The following is a 23867-nucleotide window of genomic DNA, read 5'->3' on the forward strand; positions in this document are numbered from 1 at the left end:
GCCTGTATAAGGAACCGTCTATCGTTAGGACTGTGCAAAAACTTACCGACCGCGTGTGAATGTTTTGCGACGGCCTGTGGTCACAGGCTTGCCACAACGGTGCACGCGGCCTGTTCCAGCCGCTCTTGTCGACGGGAATTCTCCATGCGTTTTTGTAAATGGCTGTTAGTAGGTGGCTTGTCTCTGATCAGCCTGGCGAGCCAGGCCGAAAATCTCAAAGGTCTTTATCAGGTACGCGAACCGGTCACGGGTCAGTCGCCGGAGGAGCGTGATCGCGCGACCCAGGCTGCGCTGGATACGCTGGTGCTGCGGCTGACCGGCGACCCGAAAGCCCCGCAGAACCCGGGGCTGGCGACGGTTCGCAAGGATCCACAGCAGATCATCAGTCAGTTCGGTTTCGATGCCGGGCCGCCGGAAGTGCTGAAAGTCGATTTCGATCCGGGAACCACCGAGCAGGCGTTGCGCCGCGCCGGGCTGGCGCTGTGGGGTGCCAACCGGCCCTCGATCCTGAGCTGGTGGCTGAACGATTCGACCGAGGGTTCGAGTCTGGTGGGTGACGGTCAGGCCAGTGCCGCACCGTTGCGCCGCGCGGCCCAGCACCGTGGTTTGCCGTTGCGCCTGCCGCTGGCGGACTTGAGCGAGCAATTGGTCGCCACGGCGCCAGCGCTCGAGGGAGCCGACCCGGCGCCGCTGCGCAACGCTTCCGAGCGCTACAACGCTGACGCCTTGCTCGCCGTGCATGCTCGCGAAGAAAGCGGGCAGTGGCAGGCCAAATGGCAATTGTGGCTGGGCGACAAAAAAGAGGCGGGCAACGTGCAGGGCGCGGATCAGGCCGCGGTGGCCGATGCGGTGATGCTGGCGGTCACCGAACGTCTGGCGCCACGCTTTGTAGCCAAGCCCGGCGCGTCCGGCCAGCAGACCCTGGAAGTGCAGGGCATGAATCTGGAGCACTACGCGGCGCTGCTGCGGTTACTCGAACCGTTCGGCGTGCGTCTGCAGAGTGTCGATGCCGATCGCATCCTCTATCGGGTCAACGGCAGTGCCGATCAATTGCGAGCGCAATTGTCGCTGGCGAAGTTGCAGGAACTTCCGGCCGAGGCGCCGGCTCCGGTCGCTGCGCCTCAGCCTGCGGTCGCCGGGGCGCCGCCAGTTGCTGCGCCGACGCCGACACCGGCGGCGCCGTCCTTGCGGTTCCGCTGGTAGGTTTTCTTTCTTATATATAAGCAATGGAGTGTTACATGGCCGATACGCGGCGTTGGTTCTGGCTCGGTGGGGTGCTCCTGCTTTGCGCGTTTGTCTGGTTGCTGCATCCGATCCTCACGCCGTTTCTGGTGGCGCTGTTGCTCGCGTATCTGTTCGATCCGCTCGTTGATCGTCTGGAGCGCCTGGGGTTGTCCCGCACCTGGGGTGTGATCACGGTGTTCGCCTTGTTCACCCTGATCGTCACCGCGCTGTTGCTGGTGCTGGTGCCGATGCTCGCCAAGCAATTGCTGCGGCTGTATGAGCTGGCGCCGCAAATGCTCGACTGGTTGCAACACACCGCCGTGCCGTGGGCGCAATCGAAGCTGGGGCTGTCGGACGGCTTCTGGAAGTTCGACAAGGTCAAGGCCGCGATCAGCGAACACATGGGCCAGACCACCGACATCGTCGGTGTAGTGCTGAGTCAGGCGACGGCTTCGAGCCTGGCGCTGATCGGCTGGCTGGCGAATCTGGTGCTGATCCCGGTGGTGAGCTTTTACCTGCTGCGCGACTGGGACGTGATGATGGCCAAGATCCGCGGCCTGTTGCCCCGTGATCGCGAAGAGCGCGTGGTGGCGCTGGCGGGTGAATGCCATGAGGTGCTGGGCGCGTTCGTGCGCGGGCAGTTGCTGGTGATGCTGGCCTTGGGTGTGATCTATGCGGCCGGCCTGATGATTGTCGGGTTGGAACTGGGTCTGTTGATCGGTCTGATAGCAGGGCTGGCGGCGATCGTTCCGTACATGGGGTTCGTGATCGGTATTGGCGCCGCGCTGATTGCCGGGTTGTTCCAGTTCGGTGGCGATCTGTATCCGATGATCGGAATCGTCGCGGTGTTCATGGTCGGTCAGGCGCTGGAAGGCATGGTGCTGACGCCGTTGCTGGTGGGGGACCGGATCGGTCTGCATCCGGTGGCGGTGATCTTCGCGATTCTGGCCGGTGGCGAGCTGTTCGGCTTCACCGGTGTGCTGCTGGCATTGCCGGTGGCGGCGGTGATCATGGTGCTGGTGCGACACGTTCACGATCTGTACAAGGATTCCGACATCTATAGCGGGGTGGATGAGCCGGAGTTGTAATCGTGGCGCGCGGGCTGCCTGGTGGATTGCCGGGTTGGCCCGTCTCATGCAGGCCATGGCGCCAAAGAAACTGTCATAAAACCAGCACGTTAACGCAAACCTTTGATTTTGCTTGGGGTCTGTCGCATTGTGCGCTCCGCTTCACGGGTATAAACTTCGCTCACTTTACACAGAGGCCACTAACGGTTCCTTGGGAACTGTTCAGTCAGCATGAAACCGATTCAGCTGCCCCTAGGTGTGCGTCTGCGTGACGACGCCACCTTCATCAACTACTACCCAGGCGCCAATGCCGCTGCACTCGGCTATGTCGAGCGTCTATGCGAAGCCGACGCCGGCTGGACCGAAAGCCTGATCTATCTGTGGGGCAAGCACGGGGTAGGGCGCACGCATCTGTTGCAGGCCGCGTGCCTGCGCTTCGAGCAGATGGGGGAGCCGGCGGTGTACCTGCCGCTGGCCGAGTTGATGGATCGCGGCATCGAAATTCTCGACAACCTCGAACAGTACGAACTGGTCTGTCTGGATGACTTGCAGGTGATTGCCGGCAAGGCGGACTGGGAAGAGGCGATGTTTCATTTGTTCAACCGTTTGCGCGACAGCGGTCGGCGTCTGCTGATCGCCGCATCCACTTCACCGCGTGAACTGCCGATCAAACTCGCCGACCTGAAATCACGCCTGACCCTGGCGCTGATCTTCCAGATGCGTCCTCTCTCCGATGAAGACAAATTACGTGCCCTGCAATTGCGCGCATCCCGTCGCGGTCTGCACCTGACCGACGAAGTCGGGCATTTTATTTTGACTCGCGGTACCCGCAGCATGAGCGCGCTTTTCGATCTGCTGGAGCAGCTCGATCAGGCCTCTTTGCAGGCTCAGCGCAAGCTGACCATTCCCTTCCTGAAAGAAACCCTGGGCTGGTAAAACCGGGGCTTTCAGCCGGTTTCGGCATATTTCAGGCGCCAGAAAACCCGCTTTCCTGTGGGTTGCACAGGCCGCGTCTCGATTCAAATAGGCTTAAGCGCTTAGATGTTAACGAGAAACCGGGAAGTCACAAAAAGATCGATTGAATTTGCAAATGAGGCTGATAGCGGGCATAGTCTCGGCTTCTTTACAACTATCAGCCACGGTCGTGCCCATGCTAAAGCGCTTCGCACCCCTCGTGCCTCTCGCACTCGTCACCCTGTTGTTCGGTTGCGCTGCTCATTCACCTGTTAATCAAGAGCAGCAACAACAGGCTAAAAATTCTGCCACCGCCCAGTCTTCCGTTATTTACCAGGAAGAGCTGGACACCGAAAAAGAACTGGCCGACTTCAACGGCAAGAAGCCTTACCAGCTTCCGGTTCTGGCCGACAGCATCCTCGAACGCGGCATGTCCCTGATCGGTACCCGTTACCGTTTCGGCGGTACCTCTGAAGCCGGTTTCGATTGCAGCGGTTTCATCGGCTACCTGTTCCGCGAAGAAGCCGGCATGAACCTGCCGCGCTCCACCCGCGAAATGATCAACGTTGATGCGCCGCTGGTTTCGCGCAGCAACCTCGAGCCGGGCGACCTGCTGTTCTTCGCCACCAATGGTCGTCGCGGTCGTGTAAGCCACGCCGGGATCTACCTGGGCGACAACCAGTTCATCCATTCCAGCTCTCGTCGCAGCGGCGGTGTTCGCATCGACAGCCTGGGCGACAGCTACTGGAGCAAGACCTTCATCGAAGCCAAACGCGCTTTGGCGAACGCTCCAACCGTGGTTACCGCTCGCAAGTAATCACTCGATTGTCGCCACGCTCGTGGCGACAAAGCGGCCCTTCCGAGGCAATAGACTTAAACTTTACAAGGTGAAGTTAAAGTCTTACTTGAAGTTTGCCGCGTAGCCGCTAGAATCCTGTTCTATATTGATGGCAAACCGCCTGCGTCCCAACGCAGGCGGTTTTGTTTTCTGTCGAATCGGCAGTCAAAGCCTCAGCCAGATCAGGATGTTCTGCATATGACGATGTCGGCCCGCTTTGCCTTGATGTTCTTCGCAGCGCTGCTCAGCGGCTGCGCCAGCCGCACTCCGCCACCTGCGCCGGTGGTTCGTGCTCCGATCGTGTTCGGATCCTCTCAGACCTTTTCACCCGCTGCCGAAGACGTGCTGTTCCGCGCGCTCGGGCTGGTGGGCACACCTTATCGTTGGGGTGGCAATACACCGGACTCCGGGTTTGATTGCAGCGGCCTGATCGGCTTTGTCTACCGCGATGCCGCAGGCATCAGCCTGCCGCGTTCTACCCGCGAGATGATCGTCATGCAGGCGCCGAATGTCGGCAAGGAAGGGCTGCAGACTGGCGACCTGATTTTCTTCGCCACCAATGGCGGCTCACAGGTCAGCCATGCGGGGATCTACGTCGGGGAAGGGCGCTTCGTTCATGCGCCGGCCACCGGCGGCACGGTTAAGCTGGACAGCCTGTCGAAGGCGTATTGGCAGAAAGCCTATCTGAGCGCCAAGCGCGTTTTGCAGCCAGAGCATCTGGCGCATAACCCGTAACCCAGATACATAAAAACCCGTGGGAGCTGAATGGCTCCCACGGGTTTTTTATGCCGGCAACACACTAGCGGGTCGCTGACACCCGCCACACCTTGTTACCCACGTCATCGGCTACCAGCAATCCACCTTGTTGGTCGATCACTACGCCGACCGGGCGACCCAAAGCGTTCTCGTCCTTGTCGAGGAAACCTGTCAGCACGTCCACTGGCGTTCCGCTCGGCTTGCCGGCGGCAAACGGCACAAAGATCACCTTGTAACCGCTATGCGGCTTGCGGTTCCACGAGCCGTGCTGGCCGATGAATGCGCCTTCCTTGAACTGAGCCGGCAAGCGATTGCCTTCGGCGAAGGTCAGGCCCAGTGATGCAGTGTGCGGGCCAACGGCGTAGTCGGGAGCGATGGCCTTGGCCACCATGTCCGGCCGCTGTGGTTCCACGCGCACGTCGATGTGCTGGCCGTAGTAGCTGAACGGCCAGCCATAGAAGCCACCGTCCTTGACCGACGTGATGTAGTCCGGCACCAGGTCGCTGCCGATTTCGTCGCGCTCGTTCACGGCGGTCCACAGTGCGCCGGTTTGCGGCTCCCAGGCCAGGCCGTTGGGATTGCGGATGCCCGAAGCGAAAATCCGGTGGTTGCCGGTGGCGCGATCCACTTCCCAGATCGCCGCGCGGCCTTCTTCCTGATCGAGGCCGTTTTCGCCGACGTTGCTGTTCGAGCCGACGGTGACGTACAGCTTGCTGCCGTCTTTGCTGGCGATGACGTTTTTGGTCCAGTGATGGTTGAGCGTCCCGCCCGGCAGGTCGACGACCTTGATTGGCTGGCTCTTGATTTCGGTCGCGCCGGGCTCGTAGTTGAAGCGCAGCAGGCGATCGGTATCTGCCACGTACAGATCGTTGCCGACCAGGGTCATGCCGAACGGCGAGTTGAGGTTCTGCAGGAACACCGTGCGGGTCTCGGCCACGCCGTCATGATCGGCATCGCGCAGCAGGGTGATGCGGTTCGGACTGGGCACGCCGGCACCGGCACGCCCCATGACTTTTTTCATCACCCAGCCACGAATGCCCTTGCTGTCGTCCGGTTTTGGCGGGGCGTTGGTTTCTGCCACGAGTACATCGCCGTTCGGCAGTACGTAGAGCCAGCGCGGATGATCGAGATTTTCGGCGAAAGCCGCCACCTGAGTGCCTGCCGCTGCCGTCGGCTTCGCGCCGGCCGGCCAGCCAATGGCCGGGGCGATGTTCACCGTCGGGATCAGGGTCTTGTTCGGTTCGGGCAGTTTCGGTGACGGACCGGTGCCGTCGGAGACTTGCAGGCTGGAGGATTCACCACAGGCGGCGAGCCCTCCGGCGATCATGATGACGAAAACGAACTGGGGCTTGCGCATTGCTGATCTTCCCTATGAATGCATTCCTAAACATAGAGAAGCGCACAAGCCCGATGGTTCAACCCTCAGCCGTGGGCTTCCTTGAACAGCACGGCAATGCCGGGGTGATAGTTGCCGGCTTCGCTGCGCAATTTGCGGTAGGCGTAAGGAAAGTACCAGGCGACGGCGCAGGTGTGTTCCTTTTGCAGGTCGTCGACCATGTCCTGCAACTCTTCCGGGCTGGCGCTGTGCTGGGCTTTTTGCGGGGCCACGAACAGGCAGCCGAGTTTCAGGTCGCTGGCGTAGCTGATGCGCTTGGCGTCGCTGGTGATATCCGCCAGGGCCTGGGTCAGATTCAGACTGGTGACGCGCGGCCAGCGTTGGGTGGCCTGAATGAAGGCGCGATCTTCGGCGCCAGCGATAAACAGGTCGGCGCGAGCATTGCGCTCGCCTTCTTCGTTTTGTTTGCGGGTGGCGGTGTCGCGCAGGGTGACCAGTTCGGCCATCCAGGCAGCGGCCGAAAGCAGGCCGAGGTTGGCTTTTTCGTCGTGCCAATAAGGCGTGTCGTTGTCGCCGCGCACGGCGTTGTAGCGGTCGATACAGTCAAACCAGCGTTCCAGCACCGGGCGCAGGAATTCCAGCCGCGGATTGCTGATGATCATGCCTTGCATGGTGCTCTCCCTTGTTATTGTGATGTGCTCTCTGCAGTCAAAAAGCATGGCTCTTTGATATCACTGCTGGCAGTGTGGCACAAGATTGGCGTCAGTTAATTGATCGGCGGCAGTTATTCGCCGCACAAGCCCCTCTTCAATTGACGCTCCACCCCCAACCCTCTAACCTTCGCGGCTTGTTTCAGGTGCTCTGTGGCGCATGTCGACAGAGTGAAACAGGGAAGCCGGTGAGGCGGGTCTTCAAGCGATGAACCCTCACGATCCCGGCGCTGCCCCCGCAACGGTAAATGAGTAAAAGCTGCGTTTGATGCCACTGCGTAAAAGCGGGAAGGCGCGCAGCTAGGCCAACGCCGCTCATGAGCCCGGAGACCGGCCTGATCCATCCAGCGGCATCACGGTGGGCGATGCCAGGCTTGTTGCCGTCTATTCTTGTGCCTGCCCGCCGTTATCCAGCCTCAACGGAGAGCTCCCCCATGACTGATTCCCCCGAACGCGACGAGCGCCACCTGGCGCGCATGCAGCGCAAAAAAGCCGTGATCGACGAGCGCATCGCCAATTCGCCAGACGAATGCGGTCTGGTGCTGGTGCTGACCGGCAACGGCAAAGGCAAAAGCAGCTCGGCATTCGGCATGCTCGCGCGCGCCATGGGCCACGGCATGCAGTGCGGCGTGGTGCAGTTCATCAAGGGGCGCAACAGCACCGGCGAAGAACTGTTCTTCCGCCGCTTCCCCGAGCAAGTGCGTTTTCATGTGATGGGCGAGGGCTTCACCTGGGAAACCCAGGACCGCCAGCGCGACATCGCCGCCGCCGAAGCGGCCTGGGAAGTCTCCCGCGAACTGCTGCGTGATCCGTCGATCGGTCTGGTGGTGCTCGATGAACTGAACATCGCCCTCAAGCACGGTTACCTCGATCTGGATCAGGTGCTCAGCGATCTGCAAGCGCGTCCGCCGATGCAGCACGTGATCGTCACCGGCCGCGCTGCCAAGCCGGAAATGCTCGAGATGGGCGACACCGTCACCGAAATGGGCATGATCAAGCACGCCTTCCAGGCCGGCATCAAAGCGCAGAAAGGCGTCGAACTTTGAATCAACCACGTCACTGCCCGGCGGTACTGATCGCCGCACCGGCCTCCGGCCAGGGCAAGACCACCGTCACCGCCGCGCTGGCCCGTCTGCATCGCAATCAGGGGCGCAAGGTCCGCGTGTTCAAATGCGGCCCGGACTTTCTCGACCCGATGATCCTTGAGCGCGCCAGCGGTGCGCCGGTCTATCAACTGGACATGTGGATGGTCGGCGAGCAGGAGAGTCGTCGCCTGTTGTGGGAAGCCGCCGCTGAAGCCGATCTGATTCTGATCGAAGGCGTGATGGGCCTGTTCGATGGCACACCGTCGAGCGCCGACCTGGCCCGGCATTTCGGCGTGCCGGTACTCGGTGTGATTGACGGCACGGCCATGGCTCAGACCTTCGGCGCACTGGCCTTGGGTCTGGCGCGCTATCAGCCGGACCTGCCGTTTGCTGGCGTGCTGGCCAACCGCGTCGGCACCGTGCGTCATGCGCAATTGCTCGAAGGCAGCCTCACCGAAGGCCTGCGCTGGTACGGCGCATTGTCCCGGGAAACCGGGATCGAATTGCCAAGCCGCCATCTCGGTCTGGTGCAGGCCAGCGAACTGAATGACCTCGATGTGCGCCTCGACGCCGCCGCCGAAGCGCTGGCCGGCACTTGCGAGGTAGCGCTGCCACCGGCAGTGGAATTCGCCGCGCCAGAAGTTATTGAGACTGAAAAACTGCTTGAAGGTGTGCGAATTGCCGTCGCCCGCGACGAAGCCTTCGCTTTTACCTACGGCGCCAGTCTCGATCTGCTGCGGGCGATGGGTGCCGAGTTGAGTTTCTTCTCGCCGATCCGCGATACGCAATTGCCCGATGCCGACAGCTTGTACCTGCCCGGCGGATATCCGGAATTGCACCACGTTGCCTTGTCGCAGAACGCCGACATGCTCGAAGCGATCCGCGCGCATCACGCCGCTGGCAAACCGCTGCTTGCCGAATGTGGCGGCATGCTCTACCTGCTCGACTCGCTGACCGATGTCGAAGGCACCCGCGCTGATTTGGTCGGCTTGTTGAGTGGCGACGCCGTGATGCAAAAGCGCCTCGCCGCACTGGCGCTGCAAGAGGTCGACCTGCCGGAAGGCCTGCTGCGCGGCCACACCTATCACCATTCCCTGACCACCACCGAACTGACGCCGATTGCCCGTGGCCACAGCCCCAACGGCGGGCGCGGTGCCGAAGCGGTGTATCGGCAAGGACGGATGACCGCGTCGTACGTGCATTTTTACTTCCCGTCGAATCCGTCGGCGATTGCCGCACTGTTGGTGCCATGACCGACAACGCCTTCACTGACGCCGAGCGCGAAGCGGTCTACCGCGCCATCGCCGAACGCCGCGACATGCGCCACTTCAGCGGCGGCACGGTCGAGCCTGAACTGTTGCGCCGTTTGCTTGAAGCCGCGCATCAGGCGCCGAGTGTCGGCCTGATGCAGCCGTGGCGCTTCATCCGTATCAGCGACCGCGCGCTACGTGGCCAGATCCAGAACCTTGTTGAAGAGGAGCGCGTGCGCACCGCCGAAGCCCTCGGCGAGCGCAGTGACGAATTCATGAAGCTCAAGGTCGAAGGCATCAACGACTGCGCCGAAGTGTTGGTCGCGGCGTTGATGGACGATCGCGAGCGGCATATTTTCGGTCGTCGCACGCTGCCGGAAATGGACATGGCGTCGTTGTCCTGCGCAATCCAGAATCTCTGGCTCGCCGCGCGTGCCGAAGGCCTGGGCATGGGCTGGGTGTCGCTGTTCGAGCCACAGGCGCTGGCCGATCTGCTGAAACTGCCGGCCGGGGCCAAGCCGCTGGCGGTGCTTTGCCTGGGGCCGGTCAAGGAATTCTATCCGGCGCCGATGCTGGTACTCGAAGGGTGGGCGCAGGCGCGTCCGCTCAATGAGCTGCTGTATGAAAATTTTTGGGGAGTGAGTCAATGAGTGTGGCGTTGTTGAGTGTCGCCGCGGTTGCGCTGGATGCGCTGCTGGGTGAACCGAAACGCTGGCATCCGCTGGTGACGTTCGGCAATTTCGCCGGGCGCATCGAGCAACGTTTCAATAGCGCTGGTCGTGGTTGGCGCAGCCATGGCGTTACCGCGTGGGTGATCGCGGTGTTGCCGCTGACCCTGCTGGCTACGGCGTTTTCATGGGCGCCTTACGTGGGCTGGATCGTCGAGATTCTTGCGCTGTATTGCGCCCTCGGCATGCGCAGCCTGGGTGAGCACGTCGAGCCGGTGGCCAAGGCTTTGCGCGCCGATGATCTGGAAGAGGCGCGCAAGCGCGTGGGTTATCTGGTCAGCCGTCAGACCGATGAGCTGGACAGTACCGCCGTCGCCCGCGCCGCCACCGAATCGGTACTGGAGAACGGCAGCGATGCGGTGTTCGCTGCGCTGTTCTGGTTTGCCGTGGCCGGTGCGCCGGGCGTGGTGCTCTATCGTCTGAGCAATACGCTCGACGCGATGTGGGGCTATCGCAACGAACGCTTCGAGCGTTTCGGCTGGGCGGCGGCAAAAATCGATGACGTCCTCAACTACATTCCTGCGCGGCTGGTGGCGTTGACTTACGCGCTGCTGGGCAAAACCCGACTCGCGTTGAAATGCTGGCGCACTCAGGCGCCGAAATGGGACAGCCCGAACGCCGGCCCGGTGATGGCCGCCGGGGCGGGTGCCTTGGGCGTCGAGCTGGGCGGTCCGGCGATTTACCACGGCGAGCTGCACGAGCGTCCGCAACTGGGCGAGGGCGTGCCGGCGGATGCCGATTCCATTGATCGCGGCTGGCAATTGGTCCAGCGCGGGGTATGGTTATGGCTGCTGATTCTCTGCGTGGGGGCTGAATTCTATGCTTGAGCACGGTGGCCGGTTGCGCAGGGCGGCGCTCGAATACGGCATCGCGGAAGAAGACTGGCTCGACCTGTCCACGGGTCTGGCGCCATGGCCGTTTCCGGTCCCGGATATTCCGCTTCGGGCGTGGGCGCGCTTGCCGGAAAACGATGACGGTCTGGAGCAGGCCGCCTGCGATTACTACGGCGCCAGTCAGGTGTTGCCGGTGGCCGGTTCGCAGATGGCCATTCAGTTGTTGCCGCGATTGCGTCGGGCCGGCAAGGTCGGCGTGCTGTCGCCGTGTTATGCCGAGCATGCTGAAGCCTGGCGGCGCAGCGGCTATATCGTGCGTGAGGTGCTGGAGCAGGAAGTCGACTTCTTTCTCGACAGCCTCGACGTGCTGGTGGTGGTCAATCCAAACAATCCCACGGGCCTGAATCTGACCCCGGCGCGCCTGCTCGACTGGCATGCGCGGCTGGCCCAGCGCGGCGGCTGGCTGGTGGTCGACGAAGCGTTCATGGACAACACGCCGCAGCTGAGTCTCGCCCCGCATTCGCATCAAGTGGGATTGATCGTGTTGCGCTCGTTCGGCAAGTTTTTCGGTCTGGCCGGTGTGCGGCTGGGCTTCGTGCTGGCCGAGCGCAAGTTGCTCCGGTTGCTGGCCGAACAGGTCGGGCCCTGGGCCGTCAGCGGGCCGACCCGGGTGCTGGGGCAGGCTTGTCTGCGCGACACCGAAGGCCATACCCGCCAGCGCATCCGCAGCGACGAGGCCAGCGAACGATTGGCTGCGCTGCTTGAGCGGCACGGCTTCAAACCGCAGGGCGGCTGCGCACTGTTTCAGTGGCTGATCACCGAACAGGCCGCCGCGCTGCACGAATTCATGGCCCGCCGCGGCATTCTTCTGCGCCTGTTCGCGCACAACAGCAGCCTGCGTTTCGGGCTGCCCGCCGATGCCGCCGACGAGGCGCGCCTTGAGCAAGCACTGCAAGCATTCGCCAAGCATTGCTCCATGGAAAAACCAGCATGACCACATTAATGGTGCAGGGCACCACCTCCGACGCCGGCAAAAGCACGCTGGTGACGGCGCTCTGCCGCTGGGCCACCCGCCAGGGCGTTGCCGTGGTGCCGTTCAAGCCGCAGAACATGGCGCTCAACAGCGCGGTGACTGCCGACGGCGGCGAGATCGGTCGCGCGCAAGCGGTGCAGGCCCAGGCGGCGTTTCTCGAACCGCACACCGACATGAATCCGGTGCTGCTCAAGCCCAACAGCGACACCGGCGCCCAGGTCATCATCCACGGCCGCGCGGTCACCAGCATGAACGCCGTCGCCTATCACGACTACAAAGCCATCGCCATGCAGGCCGTGCTCGCTTCCCACGAGCGCTTGAGCGCCGCCTATCCGCTGGTGATGGTCGAAGGTGCGGGCTCGCCAGCCGAGATCAATCTGCGTGCCGGCGACATCGCCAACATGGGCTTCGCCGAAGCGGTGGATTGTCCGGTGCTGCTGATCGCCGATATCAATCGTGGCGGGGTGTTTGCCCATCTGGTGGGCACGCTGGAACTGCTGTCGCCGAGCGAACAGGCGCGGGTCAAAGGCTTCATCATCAACCGTTTTCGCGGCGACATCGCCTTGCTGCAACCGGGCCTCGACTGGCTGGAACAGCGCACCGGCAAACCGGTGGTGGGCGTGCTGCCGTACGTGATGGACCTGCATCTGGAAGCCGAGGACGGCATCGACCAGCGCCAGACCGACAAGGTCGAGCAAGTCCTGAAAGTGGTGGTGCCGGTGCTGCCGCGCATCAGCAACCACACCGATTTCGATCCGCTGCGTCTGCATCCACAGGTGGATCTGCAATTCATCGGGCCGGGGCAGGCGATTCCGCCGGCCGATCTGATCATTCTCCCAGGCTCGAAAAGCGTGCGCAGTGACCTGGCGTACCTGCGCGCCAATGGCTGGGAATCGGCTATCCGCCGTCACCTGCGTTACGGCGGCAAATTGCTGGGGATCTGCGGCGGTCTGCAAATGCTCGGCGAGCAGGTGCACGATCCGCTGGGCCTGGAAGGCGCGCCGGGCTCCAGCGCCGGTCTGGGGCTGCTGGCGTTTGAAACGCAGCTCGAAGCCGAGAAGCAGTTGCGCAATGTGCGCGGGCGTCTGGCGCTGGAAGATGCAGAGGTCAGCGGTTATGAAATTCATGCCGGCGTGACCACGGGAGCGGCGCTGGAAAAGGCTGCCGTGCATCTGGACGACGGTCGCTGCGATGGCGCGCAAAGTCTCGACGGGCAGATTTTCGGCACCTACCTGCATGGCCTGTTCGAATCGCCGGCGGCCAGTGCCGCGCTGTTGCGTTGGGCCGGTCTGAACGATGTGCAGGAGGTGGATTACCACGGCTTGCGTGAACGCGATATCGAGCGGCTGGCGGATCTGGTGGAGAAGCACCTGGATACCGGGCTGTTACGTGAACTCTGTGGAATCTCCCCATGCTCCAGTTGATCCTCGGCGGCGCCCGCTCCGGCAAAAGTCGCCTGGCCGAAAAACTCGCCACTGACAGCGCACTGGCCGTCACTTACATCGCCACCAGCCAGCCGCTGGATGGCGAAATGAATGAACGCGTCGCCCATCATCGTGCGCGTCGTCCCGTCGAATGGGCGTTGATCGAAGAACCGTTGGAACTGGCCCGTGTGCTGCGCGAAAACGCTGGCCCCGAGCGCTGCCTGCTGGTGGATTGCCTGACGCTGTGGCTGACCAATCTGCTGATGCTCGAAGACGCCGCACGTCTCGCCGCCGAACGCGAAGCCCTGCTCGAATGCCTGGTGTCGCTGCCGGGTGAAATCATTTTTGTCAGCAACGAGACCGGAATGGGTGTCGTGCCGCTGGGCGAATTGACTCGCCGCTACGTCGATGAAGCCGGTTGGCTGCATCAAGCTCTGGCCGAGCGTTGTCAGCGAGTCGTCCTGACGGTCGCCGGCCTGCCTCTGACTCTGAAAGGACCTGCGTTATGACCCAAGCCTGGTGGCTGAACCCGTGCAAATCGGTGGATACGGACGCCGTTGAAAACGCGGCGGCGCGTCAGCAGCAATTGACCAAACCCGCCGGCTCGCTCGGTCAGCTTGAATCGGTGGCGGTGCAACTGGCGGGATTGCAGGGCCAGGTCAAACCGACACTCGATCAGGTCTGGATCGCGATTTTTGCCGGCGACCATGGCGTTGTCGCCGAAGGGGTTTCCGCGTTTCCTCAGGAAGTCACCGGGCAGATGCTGCTGAACTTTGTCAGCGGCGGCGCGGCGATCAGCGTGCTGGCGCGGCAACTCGGCGCGCAGCTGGAAGTAGTGGATCTGGGCACTGTGAACCCGTCGTTGAACTTGTCGGGCGTGCGTCACCTGAACATCGGCCCGGGCACGGCGAATTTCGCCAAGGGCGCGGCGATGACTCAGGCCCAGGGCGAACTCGCCTTGCAGGGCGGTCGCGACAGCGTGCTGCGCGCGAAGGCTGCGGGCGCGCAATTGTTCATCGGCGGTGAAATGGGCATCGGCAACACCACGGCCGCCAGTGCGCTGGCGTGTGCCTTGCTCGATTGCCCGGTGGCACACCTGACCGGCCCCGGCACGGGGTTGAATGCCGAAGGCGTCAGCCACAAGGCGCAGGTGATCGAGCGCGCGCTGGCGCTGCATGCGGCACGGCGCGGTGATGCACTGCAGACTCTGTTCAATCTCGGCGGCTTCGAGATTGCGGCTTTGGTCGGCGCGTATCTGGCCTGTGCGCAGGAAGGTGTGGCGGTTTTGGTGGACGGTTTTATCTGCACGGTCGCCGCGCTGGTGGCGGTGCGTCTGAATCCGGCTTGCCGTGAGTGGCTGCTGTTCGGTCACCGCGGTGCCGAGCCGGGCCATCGCCATGTGCTGGAAACCCTTGGCGCGGAGCCGCTGCTTGAACTGGGTCTGCGTCTGGGCGAGGGCAGTGGCGCGGCGCTGGCGGTGCCGTTGCTGCGTCTGGCCTGTGACCTGCACGGGCAGATGGCGACCTTCGCCGAAGCCGCAGTGGCGGATCGCCCGGCATGACCTTGCGTCTGGACCTGCTGCGCCACGGTGAAACCGAACTCGGCGGCGGCCTGCGCGGCAGCCTCGACGATGCATTGACCGAAAAAGGCTGGGCGCAGATGCGCGAGGCGGTGAACGGGCAGGGGCCGTGGGATCGGCTGGTCAGTTCGCCGTTGCAGCGTTGCGCGCGGTTTGCCGAAGAGTTGAGCGCGCAGCGGGATCTGCCGGTATCTCTGGACAAGAATCTGCAGGAGCTGCATTTCGGTGCCTGGGAAGGGCAGAGCGCGGCGGCGCTGATGGAAACCGATGCCGAGGCGCTGGGTTTGTTCTGGGCTGATCCCTATGGTTTTACCCCGCCGCAGGGGGAGCCGGTCAGCGATTTTTCTGCGCGGGTGCTGGCGGCGGTGATGCGACTGCATGCGGCACACGCGGGCGAGCGGGTGTTGTTGGTCAGCCACGGCGGCGTCATGCGTCTGTTGCTGGCGCGGGCCCGTGGTTTGCCCCGTGAGCAACTGCTGAATGTCGAAGTCGCTCACGGCGCGCTGTTTTCGCTGATCGTCGAAGCAGACGGTTCGCTCAGGGAAGTGCTCTGACATGTTGCCCCTGTGGATCGCCCTGCAATTTCTCAGCAGCCTGCCGATTCGTCTGCCGGGCATGCCGGCGCCGGAACAGCTCGGCCGGTCACTGTTGTTTTATCCGCTGGTGGGCTTGCTGTTCGGCGTGATTCTCTGGGCGCTGAATATCGCATTGGCCGGCGCGCCATTGCTGTTGCACGCGGCGCTGTTGCTGACGGTGTGGGTGCTGCTCAGCGGCGCGTTGCACCTTGATGGCCTGGCGGACAGCGCCGATGCGTGGCTCGGCGGTTTCGGTGATCGTGAGCGTACGCTGACGATCATGAAGGATCCGCGCAGTGGGCCGATCGCGGTGGTGACGCTGGTGTTGGTGTTGTTGCTCAAGTACGCTGCGTTGCTGGCCTTGATCGAACAACAGCAGGGCATGGCATTGATCATCGTGCCGCTGATCGGCCGAGCGGCGTTGCTCGGGCTGTTTCTCACCACGACTTATGTGCGGGCTGGCGGGTTGGGGCAGCCGCTGGCCGATCATCTGCCACGCAAGACGGGTTGGCAGGTGCTGGCGGTGAGCGCTGCGGTATGCGTGGTGATCGCTGGGATCAACGCCGTCGTGGCGCTGCTGCTGGCGGTTGCCGTGTTCATCTGGCTACGGCATTTGATGGTGCGGCGACTGGGCGGGACCACCGGTGATACGGCCGGTGCGTTGCTGGAATTGCTGGAGATGTCAGTGCTGGTCGGGCTGGCCTTGTTTTGATAAGTAACTTTGATCTGTAACTTGATTTAACACAGTCGCGGGTATATACACGCATCATGCTTCCATCTCAGTGTTTGTGCACCAACCTGCGACGCGCCGCGCGTGGCGTCAGCAGGCATTACGACGGCGCTCTCGACGGCTTCGGGATCAACGTTGCCCAGTATTCTTTGCTGTGCAACCTGCAGCGGCTGGATCAGCCGAGCATTTCCGAACTGGCCGAAGCGATGGGCCTGGATCGCAGCACCCTCGGGCGCAATTTGCGGGTGCTGGAAGGCGAGGGCCTGGTGGCGCTGGCCGAGGGCGAGGACATGCGCAACCGCATCGTCCGGCTCACCGAAACCGGTGCGCAACGCCTGGCAGCAGCCCTGCCGGCCTGGGAAGCGGCGCAACAGCGGTTGATCGACCGACTGGGTGCCGAGAAGCGTGAAACCTTGCTGCGGCTATTGGATGAACTGGCCTGAGGGCCGGTTTTTTCCGAATCTAAGCGGGTATATACCCGCGACTGGAGAATAACAATGAGTTCGATGTGGCGTACGTGCGGTTGGGTGTTGCTGGGGAGTGCGCTGATTCTGGCGTTGTCGTTGGGCGTGCGGCACGGTTTCGGGCTGTTTCTGTCGCCGATGAGTGCCCAGTTCGGCTGGGGCCGTGAAGTGTTCGCCTTTGCCATCGCCTTGCAGAATCTGATCTGGGGCCTGGCGCAACCGTTCACCGGCGCACTGGCCGACCGCTTCGGCGCGGCAAAAGTGGTGCTGATCGGCGGTGTGCTCTACGCCTTGGGCCTGGTGTTTATGGGGCTGTCGGAAACGGCGTTGGGTCTGTCCCTGAGCGCCGGTTTGCTGATCGGCATCGGTCTGTCCGGCACCTCGTTCTCGGTCATCCTCGGCGTGGTCGGCCGCGCTGTGCCGCCGGAAAAACGCAGCATGGGCATGGGTATTGCCAGTGCTGCCGGTTCTTTCGGCCAGTTCGCCATGCTGCCGGGCACCCTCGGGCTGATTGGCTGGCTCGGCTGGTCGGCGGCGTTGCTGGTGCTGGGCTTGCTGGTGGCGCTGATCGTGCCGCTGGTGAGCATGCTCAAGGACAAGCCGCTGCCGGTGCTCGGCCATGAACAAACCCTGTCCGAAGCCTTGCGCGAGGCGTGTTCGCACTCCGGGTTCTGGCTGCTTGCGTTCGGCTTCTTCGTCTGCGGATTTCAGGTGGTGTTCATCGGCGTGCACTTGCCTGCGTATCTGGTCGATCAGCATCTGCCGGCGAGTGTCGGCACCACCGTGCTGGCGTTGATCGGTCTGTTCAACATCTTCGGTACTTACACCGCCGGTTGGCTCGGTGGGCGCATGTCTAAACCGCGTCTGCTGACCGGACTTTATCTGCTGCGCGCCGTGGTGATCGTGCTGTTCCTGTGGCTGCCGGTGACGACGACCTCGGCCTATCTGTTCGGCATGGCCATGGGCTTCCTGTGGCTGTCGACGGTGCCGTTGACCAACGGTACGGTGGCAACCTTGTTTGGCGTGCGAAACCTGTCCATGCTCGGCGGTATCGTGTTCCTGTTCCATCAGTTGGGGTCGTTCCTCGGTGGCTGGCTGGGCGGGGTGGTGTATGACCGGACCGGGAGTTATGACTTGATCTGGCAAGTAGCGATTCTTTTGAGCCTGTTGGCGGCAGCGCTGAACTGGCCGGTGCGCGAGCGTCCGGTCGAGCGCCTGCAACCGCGTGCGAGCGCTGCATGAACCGTTTCTGGCCGCAGATCGTCGTCACCGCACTCGGCGCCGCATTGCTCGCGCTGGTGTGGTGGGGCTGGCATCAGGGCGGGCTGGCGCTGATGCAGTTGGGCATGGGTGCTTGCTAGATCGGCGGGAGGGCGAGTAACGTCGAGGTCTGACGATTGCTCAAGGATGCCCGACATGCTCAAGCGCTGGTGTGCTGTTCCCGCGTTGCTGATGGCGTTGACCGGACTGGCCCAGGCCGCGGACTGTCCGGATCTGTTGCAAGGTTCGTTGCCCAAGTTGCGGGCCAAGGAATCCATCGACCTGTGTCAGCGTTACGCCGACAAACCGCTGGTGGTGATCAACACGGCCAGCTTCTGTGGTTTTGCTCCGCAGTTCGAGGGGCTCGAAGCGCTCAATCAGCGCTACAAGGCCCAGGGCCTGGAAATGCTCGGCGTGCCCTCCAATGACTTCAAGCAGGAGTCCAAGGACAGCGCCGAGACCGCCAAGGTCTGCTACGCCAACTACGGCGTGACGTTTACCATGACCGAGCCACAGAAGGTCCGGGGTGACGATGCGACTCACCTGTTCCAGGTGCTGGCTAAACAGAGCAGCGCACCGAAGTGGAATTTCTACAAATACGTCATCGACCGCCAGGGCAAGGTGATTGCCAACTTCTCCAGCCTGACCAAACCGGATGATCCGGAATTTCTCGCAGCCATCGAGAAAGCCATTGCCTCCCAGCCGCTGAAACCCTGATCGACGCCCATCAAAAAGCCCCGCCTCTGTGAAGAGAGCGGGGCTTTTTTATGGCGAGGGGTTAGCCTCGCCGTGCAGCATCAGAAGCGGTAGGTTGCGCCGACACCGAAGCCATTTGCCGAGTTTTCATACTGGGAGTTGTAGGTCTGGCCGCGATCGTTTTCGTTGCGGATGTTGACCTTCTCTTCCTTCAGGTACGAGTAGGCAACGTCGATGGTCAGGTCTTCGGTCGGGCTCCAGCCGGCACCGATGCTGAAGATAGTCCGGTCGCCGGTCGGGATGCGTGGCGAACGGTCGACGTTGTTGGTCGGCGACTGGTCGAACGTCAGACCGGTACGCAGTACCCATTCCTTGTTCAGCTGGTAGGACGTACCGATGGCGTAAGCCCAGGTGTCATGCCAGTTCTGTTCTTCGGTAATTTCGCCGAACTGGCCAGCCAGCAGCGGCTGTACACCGGAGTTCTTGACGGTGATCTTTTCCAGCTGGCTCCAGCGGGTCCAGGTGGTACCGGCGTAGACGTTCCAACGATCGTTGATTGCCTGAGTGACCGAGAGGTCCACGGATTCAGGTGTGGTGATCTTCAGCGAAGCGTCGTACTTCTGGTTGGCACCCAGACCGACTGCCGCCAGTGCGCCGTAGTTGACCTTGGTGTTGCCTTCGAGCTTGTAGTCGACTTTCGAGTGGTAAGTCAGACCCAGGCGAGTGGTATCGGTAGCTTGTACCAGCACGCCGATGTTGTAGCCCAGCGCGGTGTCGTCACCCTTGATCTTGACCTTGCCGTCCGGCAGTGCCTGGGTAATCGACAGGTTGGATTCCAGCGACCCGTCGATGCGGTTGATGGTCGGGCCGAAACCGATCGACACGACATCGTTGAACTTGTAGCTGATCGTTGGCTGGAAGGTGATGATCTTGACTTCTGACTTGCTGCCGAAGTAACGGCCGGCGAAGCCGTTTTCATAGTCGGTGATCAGGCCGAAGGGTACGTACACACCCAGACCGAATGCCCAATGCTCGTCGATCGGCTTGACGTAGTAGCCCATAGGTACGGAGGTGAAGGGCACCATGTCGCCTTTGTTGCTGCCGCCGTTCGGGCTGGAGCTGGCGTCGCTGATATCGGTTTTTGCGTCGAGGAATGCAACACCGCCAGTGACTTGTTCGCGCGTGATGCGCGACATGCCGGCAGGGTTGCCGTAAACAGTGCTTGCGTCGTCGGCAGAAGAAGATCGCCCGGCGTACCCAGTCCCCATCCCGCTGATGCTGTGTTCGTTGATGGCAAAGCCAGCTGCGAAGATCTGGGTGGATGCCACGGTTACGGCAAGGCTAAGGGTGGTTTTGAGCATGACTTTTTTCATTATTAGAACTCCTGGTGATCACCGGGGCGAAAATTACCAACATTTTCGTCCCAGCGCTATAGTCCGTATGCCTTGAGTTAGAGCGGTTTTGTAGGACAATCCGACCAGATTCGCTACTCGTTGGACGATGTTGCGAAACCGGCGGGTCAGCAAGCGACCTGATTCAGCGGTGAAACACAGGTTTGCCAGGCGCAGGTGAAATCGCGCAGACGACCTTGAGGCTGGAAGGTCTGACGCCAGATGCGCGCCATGCCCAGCAGATCGTCCGGCTCGGGGAGGATGGGGTTTTGTTCTTCCACCAGAAGCCATGCAATGGCCGTGGCGTAACGCAGGTTGACCGTCAGTTCGAGGTGCGGCCCGCTGAGAAATGCATGTTGGCTGGCGAGGCCGCGAACCAGGCTGGCGCGTTCCGGGTCCAGCGCCAGGTAATGGTCCCAGAGGGCCTGGTGACGATGTTCGGCAATCCGGTACAGGCCGTGGCCACGGCGGTCATGCAGGGCGGAACCGAGGGCGGACTGGCTGGCGGCAATGCCCAGCAGAAGGGATTCGGCAGTTGCGCAGTGGCGTCCCAGGTAGATCAGCGTAGGACGGATCACATAACGGCACAGTTCGCTGGCAGCGATACCCATAAAACCCTCGGATCTTGTTATCGGGCGGCGAGACCTGAAGGGGAGCTTGGCAGCTGTGGATCGACTCAGGCTCGCCGGAAGCGGATCACGCCGCTTGAGTTGAAGTGTAGTGTCATATTCGCGACGTAAAGGCCTGTTTTTAAAATATTTCCGGCGAGGCGTTATAACCGTTATATCGGTTAGTGATTAGGCAGAAATTGGAAAAAGTGAAACATCGGGCAATAAAAAGCCCCGCATTCTCAGCGGGGCTTTTGCTTTTGCAGCCATTTCGGCCTCTCAGGCGATCAATGCCTGACGGGTGCGATCAATCACGGCCTGCAGCGGTTCGGCGCTGGAGTATTGATCGGGGTACAGACGCTCGCTGTGGCGGGCGATCCCGTGTTCATTGACCACGGTGAAGCTGAAGCAGCCTTTGCGAGCGGCCATGATCAGGCAGTTCATTGGGGCAAAAGCGTTGGTTAGGGTGCGAATGGCATCCTGAGTCTGGATTTGAGTCGACATAGTTATTAGGTGTTCCTACAAATGACACGGATAAGAACCGTGCAACGTTAAAACGTTCCAGTAACGTCAACCACCATTGGTCGAACGAAGAACCCGACTGGAACAAGGCAGCCAGTTCGAGCGCTATAAAAGTTGGCGCGCTTGGGCTGGCAGGTAGGTACTTAGGAGGACAGGCAACACATCGAGGGCAGAGGTTCTGGGCCCTTGGTGAAGATCCTGATCAATTTGCAGGTTGGTTCGGTCAGAGTAAGTGGTCTTCGCAACACTCTTTGCATTCAATTCAAAGACTGTGTCGTCGCAAGATTTACCTGGAAACCATCGAGGGGTCGATCCCGCTTTTTTCAGTGAAGGTCTATGTAAGAGAAACTTGACTGTGGGGGTTTGTTCGACCGGAATTGACTTTCAGCTTGGTACTAACGCCGCGGATACTAACGGAACGGTCTGAAGAAGGCAAACCCGGTCATCAAAAAAATTCCCGGGCGCGGTGCCCGAACTCCGCGCCTGCCCCGATCTGGCTTGCTAAACGACCGTCGGTCGCCACTACCCGACAGATGCGAACGCTCGGCGCAGGCGCTTATCCCCAGTCCGAATGCCAAAACGACCCGAAAAGGCGCATCGATATAACCGCGTAACAGGTACTTGTGCACATTAGTTGCGCGGACTGTAACGGCGCTGTCACAACGATCCTGACCCTGATGGCTGCCTGCATCGAAAGTTTAAGTCAATGAAAAACATCGCTTTTTTTAACTGGTGAAAAAATCGTCAGTTTGACTGCGAGCCCCATTCCACAAGGCTTTGCGGCGACTGGAGGGCGGTTGTCCACTGAGTTATCCACAGCTTCTGTGGATTGTCCCGAGCGCTTGCTCTAGCACGGGCGTGCCGGGTTTTTTTCGACTTTACCTGTGCGAAAAAAAGAGTAGAGTGGCGCGCCTTCCGATCTGTCCCACAGTGCTTTATGAAGTTTCGTTCAGCTCCAGAATCTGTTACCTCCCAACCCCTTCGTGTTACCGCTCCCAAGCGATTTTCCGTGCGCGTGGCCGAATGGCTGCTGGACAGCCCGCGCCTGGGCGATAGCCAGAATGCCAAGCACCTCGCCGGCCGCCTGCTCAAGCAACCGGCCCGGGAAGGGGTGGTCGCCGCGCAAAGTCGCCTCGGCCAGTTGATGTGCCGCGAGTGCGGCAATGCCCGGGATCGCCGGATCGGCCAGGACCTGTTGCGTCAGGCCGCCCGCGCCGGTGACCGCCGCGCGCAACAGGAACTCGGCCTGATCGAAGACTGAGCTGTCCAAGACCAGACGCCTTGGTTAACCTTCAGGCTTTATCGGATCGGCGGGAATCACTATGGCGATGGACTTGACCAGCATCCTGCTGGGGCTGGCAGGCGCGGCCGTGCCGCTGCTGGCGCTGGCCTGGCAACTGCAACGCCGGGCCAGTCAGAACCAGTCTGAAGTCGCCTTGCTCGAAGAGCGGCTGGCCATGGCACAAATGGCCCAAGACGGCCTCACTGCTCAACTTGAAGCCTGCCGCGATGAAATCGCCGATCTCGGCCAGGCCAACGCCTCCAAACAAGCTGATCTCGCGGCCGTGCGCCGGGAAGTCGAGCTGTTGCAGATCGAGCGCGATGATGCCCGTGACGCTGCCCATGCCTGGAACCTCGAACGCGCCAACAAAGAAGCCGAGTTACGGCGCCTGGACGCCCAAGCGGCTTCGCTGAATGCCGAATTGCGCGAGCAACAGGAAAGCCATCAACAACGCCTGGATGACCTGCAAGGTTCCCGTGACGAGCTGCGCGCACAGTTCGCCGAACTGGCCGGCAAGATCTTCGATGAGCGCGAACAACGCTTCGCCGAAACCAGCCAGCAGCGCCTCGGCCAATTGCTTGATCCTTTGAAGGAACGCATCCAGTCGTTCGAAAAACGCGTCGAGGAAAGCTATCAGGCCGAAGCCCGCGAGCGTTTTTCGCTGGCCAAGGAGCTGGAGCGTTTGCAGCAACTGAACCTGCGCCTCAGCGACGAAGCGACCAACCTGACCCGCGCCCTGAAGGGCCAGAAGACTCAGGGCAACTGGGGCGAGCTGATTCTCGAGCGTGTGCTTGAGCATGCCGGGCTGGAGAAGGGCCGCGAGTACCAGACCCAGGTCAATCTCAAGGGCCCGGACGGCGAGCGTTTCCAGCCGGACGTGATCATTTATCTGCCGGGCGACAAGCAGGTGGTGGTCGACTCCAAGGTGAGCCTCACCGCGTATCAGCAATACGTCGCGGCGGACGACGATGCCATCGGCCAGATCGCCATGAAGCAGCACGTGCTGTCCTTGCGCAGCCACGTCAAAGGCCTGGCCGGCAAGGATTACAAACGTCTGGAAGGTTTGCACAGTCTCGATTTCGTCTTGCTGTTCGTGCCCATCGAAGCGGCGTTTTCCGCCGCGTTGCAGGCCGAGCCGACGCTGTTTCAGGAGGCCTTCGACCGCAACATCGTGATCGTCAGCCCGACCACGCTGCTGGCCACTTTGCGAGTCATCGACAGCCTGTGGAAGCAGGAGCGCCAGAGCCAGAACGCCCGGGAAATCGCCGAGCGCGCCGGTTGGCTTTACGACAAGTTCGTGCTGTTCATTCAGGATCTGGACGAAGTCGGCAATCGCTTGCAGCAACTGGACAAGGCCTACAGCGCGGCGCGCAACAAGCTGACGGAAGGGCGGGGCAACCTGGTCAGCCGCAGCGAACAGCTCAAGCTGCTCGGCGCGCGGGCCAGCAAAAGCCTGCCCGCAGACCTGCTGGAGCGCGCAATGACCGATGCCGACGGCCTGGTCGAACTGCCTGAATAAGCC

26 protein-coding genes and 1 riboswitch are annotated in these 23867 nt (G+C 61.7%); of the genes, 21 read left to right on the forward strand and 5 right to left on the reverse strand.

Features of this window, described 5'->3' with window-relative positions; all coding sequences use genetic code 11:
* Nucleotides 1–144 precede the first annotated feature (144 nt).
* From ABFB52_RS09385 to ABFB52_RS09405, 5 genes are all read left to right on the forward strand, one after another.
* Entirely contained in the window at nucleotides 145–1203 is a 1059-nt protein-coding gene (locus ABFB52_RS09385) for a DUF2066 domain-containing protein (protein ID WP_129973565.1), read from the forward strand.
* A gap of 35 nt (nucleotides 1204–1238) precedes the next feature.
* Nucleotides 1239–2312, forward strand: coding sequence for an AI-2E family transporter (locus tag ABFB52_RS09390; protein ID WP_007950395.1), 1074 nt, complete (start codon nucleotides 1239–1241; stop codon nucleotides 2310–2312).
* A gap of 210 nt (nucleotides 2313–2522) precedes the next feature.
* On the forward strand, nucleotides 2523–3227 hold the full coding sequence (gene hda / locus ABFB52_RS09395; RefSeq protein WP_007950396.1) for a DnaA regulatory inactivator Hda: 705 nt from the start codon (nucleotides 2523–2525) through the stop codon (nucleotides 3225–3227).
* Between the two features lie 214 nt (nucleotides 3228–3441).
* On the forward strand, nucleotides 3442–4062 hold the full coding sequence (locus tag ABFB52_RS09400) for an NlpC/P60 family protein (protein ID WP_007950397.1): 621 nt from the start codon (nucleotides 3442–3444) through the stop codon (nucleotides 4060–4062).
* Between the two features lie 219 nt (nucleotides 4063–4281).
* Nucleotides 4282–4818: a C40 family peptidase gene (locus ABFB52_RS09405; protein WP_102718423.1), complete on the forward strand. Its 537-nt coding sequence runs from the start codon at nucleotides 4282–4284 to the stop codon at nucleotides 4816–4818.
* A 64-nt stretch (nucleotides 4819–4882) separates the two neighbouring features.
* Here ABFB52_RS09405 and ABFB52_RS09410 read toward each other — a convergent pair whose 3' ends face one another.
* Together ABFB52_RS09410 and ABFB52_RS09415 are read right to left on the reverse strand one after the other, a co-directional pair.
* A complete protein-coding gene (locus ABFB52_RS09410; protein WP_129973566.1) occupies nucleotides 4883–6196 on the reverse strand; it encodes a sorbosone dehydrogenase family protein in 1314 nt (437 codons plus the stop codon).
* Nucleotides 6197–6261: 65 nt separating this feature from the next.
* Nucleotides 6262–6846: a hypothetical protein gene (locus ABFB52_RS09415; protein ID WP_129973567.1), complete on the reverse strand. Its 585-nt coding sequence runs from the start codon at nucleotides 6844–6846 to the stop codon at nucleotides 6262–6264.
* A 166-nt stretch (nucleotides 6847–7012) separates the two neighbouring features.
* Nucleotides 7013–7239, forward strand: a riboswitch (cobalamin riboswitch).
* An 80-nt stretch (nucleotides 7240–7319) separates the two neighbouring features.
* Here ABFB52_RS09415 and cobO point away from each other — a divergent pair.
* Genes cobO through ABFB52_RS09485 form a run of 14 tightly spaced genes read left to right on the forward strand, consistent with a single transcriptional unit; the run spans nucleotide 7320 to nucleotide 18563 of the window.
* Complete coding sequence (gene cobO / locus ABFB52_RS09420; protein ID WP_064378669.1) at nucleotides 7320–7931, forward strand: cob(I)yrinic acid a,c-diamide adenosyltransferase; 612 nt, start codon at nucleotides 7320–7322, stop codon at nucleotides 7929–7931.
* Entirely contained in the window at nucleotides 7928–9223 is a 1296-nt protein-coding gene (locus ABFB52_RS09425; RefSeq protein WP_129973568.1) for a cobyrinate a,c-diamide synthase, read from the forward strand. The genes cobO and ABFB52_RS09425 overlap by 4 nt, the downstream gene beginning before the upstream one ends.
* Nucleotides 9220–9870: a 5,6-dimethylbenzimidazole synthase gene (gene bluB / locus ABFB52_RS09430; RefSeq protein ID WP_085747066.1), complete on the forward strand. Its 651-nt coding sequence runs from the start codon at nucleotides 9220–9222 to the stop codon at nucleotides 9868–9870. The genes ABFB52_RS09425 and bluB overlap by 4 nt, the downstream gene beginning before the upstream one ends.
* Nucleotides 9867–10775: an adenosylcobinamide-phosphate synthase CbiB gene (cbiB, locus tag ABFB52_RS09435; protein ID WP_129973569.1), complete on the forward strand. Its 909-nt coding sequence runs from the start codon at nucleotides 9867–9869 to the stop codon at nucleotides 10773–10775. Before bluB ends, cbiB begins: the two co-directional genes overlap by 4 nt.
* On the forward strand, nucleotides 10768–11775 hold the full coding sequence (gene cobD, locus ABFB52_RS09440) for a threonine-phosphate decarboxylase CobD (protein WP_129973570.1): 1008 nt from the start codon (nucleotides 10768–10770) through the stop codon (nucleotides 11773–11775). The genes cbiB and cobD overlap by 8 nt, the downstream gene beginning before the upstream one ends.
* Nucleotides 11772–13238 (forward strand): cobyric acid synthase, encoded by a 1467-nt coding sequence (locus tag ABFB52_RS09445; protein ID WP_129973571.1) that lies wholly within the window; start codon nucleotides 11772–11774, stop codon nucleotides 13236–13238. Before cobD ends, ABFB52_RS09445 begins: the two co-directional genes overlap by 4 nt.
* Nucleotides 13226–13747 carry a bifunctional adenosylcobinamide kinase/adenosylcobinamide-phosphate guanylyltransferase gene (cobU, locus tag ABFB52_RS09450; RefSeq protein ID WP_129973572.1) on the forward strand — a complete coding sequence of 174 codons (522 nt, stop codon included), beginning with the start codon at nucleotides 13226–13228 and terminating at the stop codon, nucleotides 13745–13747. Before ABFB52_RS09445 ends, cobU begins: the two co-directional genes overlap by 13 nt.
* Nucleotides 13744–14799 (forward strand): nicotinate-nucleotide--dimethylbenzimidazole phosphoribosyltransferase, encoded by a 1056-nt coding sequence (gene cobT / locus ABFB52_RS09455; RefSeq protein ID WP_129973573.1) that lies wholly within the window; start codon nucleotides 13744–13746, stop codon nucleotides 14797–14799. The genes cobU and cobT overlap by 4 nt, the downstream gene beginning before the upstream one ends.
* Nucleotides 14796–15371, forward strand: a complete 576-nt coding sequence (gene cobC, locus ABFB52_RS09460) for an alpha-ribazole phosphatase family protein (protein ID WP_129973574.1) — start codon at nucleotides 14796–14798, stop codon at nucleotides 15369–15371. The genes cobT and cobC overlap by 4 nt, the downstream gene beginning before the upstream one ends.
* Nucleotide 15372: 1 nt before the next feature.
* Nucleotides 15373–16104, forward strand: a complete 732-nt coding sequence (locus tag ABFB52_RS09465) for an adenosylcobinamide-GDP ribazoletransferase (RefSeq protein WP_129973575.1) — start codon at nucleotides 15373–15375, stop codon at nucleotides 16102–16104.
* Between the two features lie 56 nt (nucleotides 16105–16160).
* Nucleotides 16161–16565 (forward strand): MarR family transcriptional regulator, encoded by a 405-nt coding sequence (locus tag ABFB52_RS09470; RefSeq protein ID WP_007950413.1) that lies wholly within the window; start codon nucleotides 16161–16163, stop codon nucleotides 16563–16565.
* Nucleotides 16566–16619: 54 nt separating this feature from the next.
* Nucleotides 16620–17828: an MFS transporter gene (locus ABFB52_RS09475; RefSeq protein ID WP_039769832.1), complete on the forward strand. Its 1209-nt coding sequence runs from the start codon at nucleotides 16620–16622 to the stop codon at nucleotides 17826–17828.
* The gene (locus ABFB52_RS09480; protein WP_007950415.1) at nucleotides 17825–17947 is read left to right on the forward strand and encodes a hypothetical protein; all 123 of its coding nucleotides are present in this window, start codon (nucleotides 17825–17827) and stop codon (nucleotides 17945–17947) included. Before ABFB52_RS09475 ends, ABFB52_RS09480 begins: the two co-directional genes overlap by 4 nt.
* A 55-nt stretch (nucleotides 17948–18002) precedes the next feature.
* Complete coding sequence (locus ABFB52_RS09485; RefSeq protein WP_039769833.1) at nucleotides 18003–18563, forward strand: glutathione peroxidase; 561 nt, start codon at nucleotides 18003–18005, stop codon at nucleotides 18561–18563.
* 80 nt (nucleotides 18564–18643) lie between these two features.
* On the opposite strand, the gene ABFB52_RS09490 is transcribed toward ABFB52_RS09485, so the two are convergent.
* From ABFB52_RS09490 to ABFB52_RS09500, 3 genes are all read right to left on the reverse strand, one after another.
* A complete protein-coding gene (locus ABFB52_RS09490; protein WP_102687989.1) occupies nucleotides 18644–19915 on the reverse strand; it encodes an outer membrane protein transport protein in 1272 nt (423 codons plus the stop codon).
* 146 nt (nucleotides 19916–20061) lie between these two features.
* Nucleotides 20062–20544 (reverse strand): hypothetical protein, encoded by a 483-nt coding sequence (locus ABFB52_RS09495; RefSeq protein ID WP_011333151.1) that lies wholly within the window; start codon nucleotides 20542–20544, stop codon nucleotides 20062–20064.
* A gap of 276 nt (nucleotides 20545–20820) precedes the next feature.
* Entirely contained in the window at nucleotides 20821–21045 is a 225-nt protein-coding gene (locus ABFB52_RS09500) for a hypothetical protein (protein ID WP_007950419.1), read from the reverse strand.
* A gap of 955 nt (nucleotides 21046–22000) precedes the next feature.
* Between ABFB52_RS09500 and ABFB52_RS09505 the strand changes: the two genes are divergently transcribed.
* Together ABFB52_RS09505 and rmuC are read left to right on the forward strand one after the other, a co-directional pair.
* Nucleotides 22001–22324 carry a hypothetical protein gene (locus ABFB52_RS09505; protein WP_085747057.1) on the forward strand — a complete coding sequence of 108 codons (324 nt, stop codon included), beginning with the start codon at nucleotides 22001–22003 and terminating at the stop codon, nucleotides 22322–22324.
* A gap of 175 nt (nucleotides 22325–22499) precedes the next feature.
* Nucleotides 22500–23864 (forward strand): DNA recombination protein RmuC, encoded by a 1365-nt coding sequence (rmuC, locus tag ABFB52_RS09510; protein WP_165369556.1) that lies wholly within the window; start codon nucleotides 22500–22502, stop codon nucleotides 23862–23864.
* The last annotated feature ends 3 nt before the right edge of the window (nucleotides 23865–23867 follow it).

Source organism: Pseudomonas sp. 9.2(2024), from assembly GCF_039695385.1.
GTDB lineage: Bacteria > Pseudomonadota > Gammaproteobacteria > Pseudomonadales > Pseudomonadaceae > Aquipseudomonas > Aquipseudomonas paraglycinae.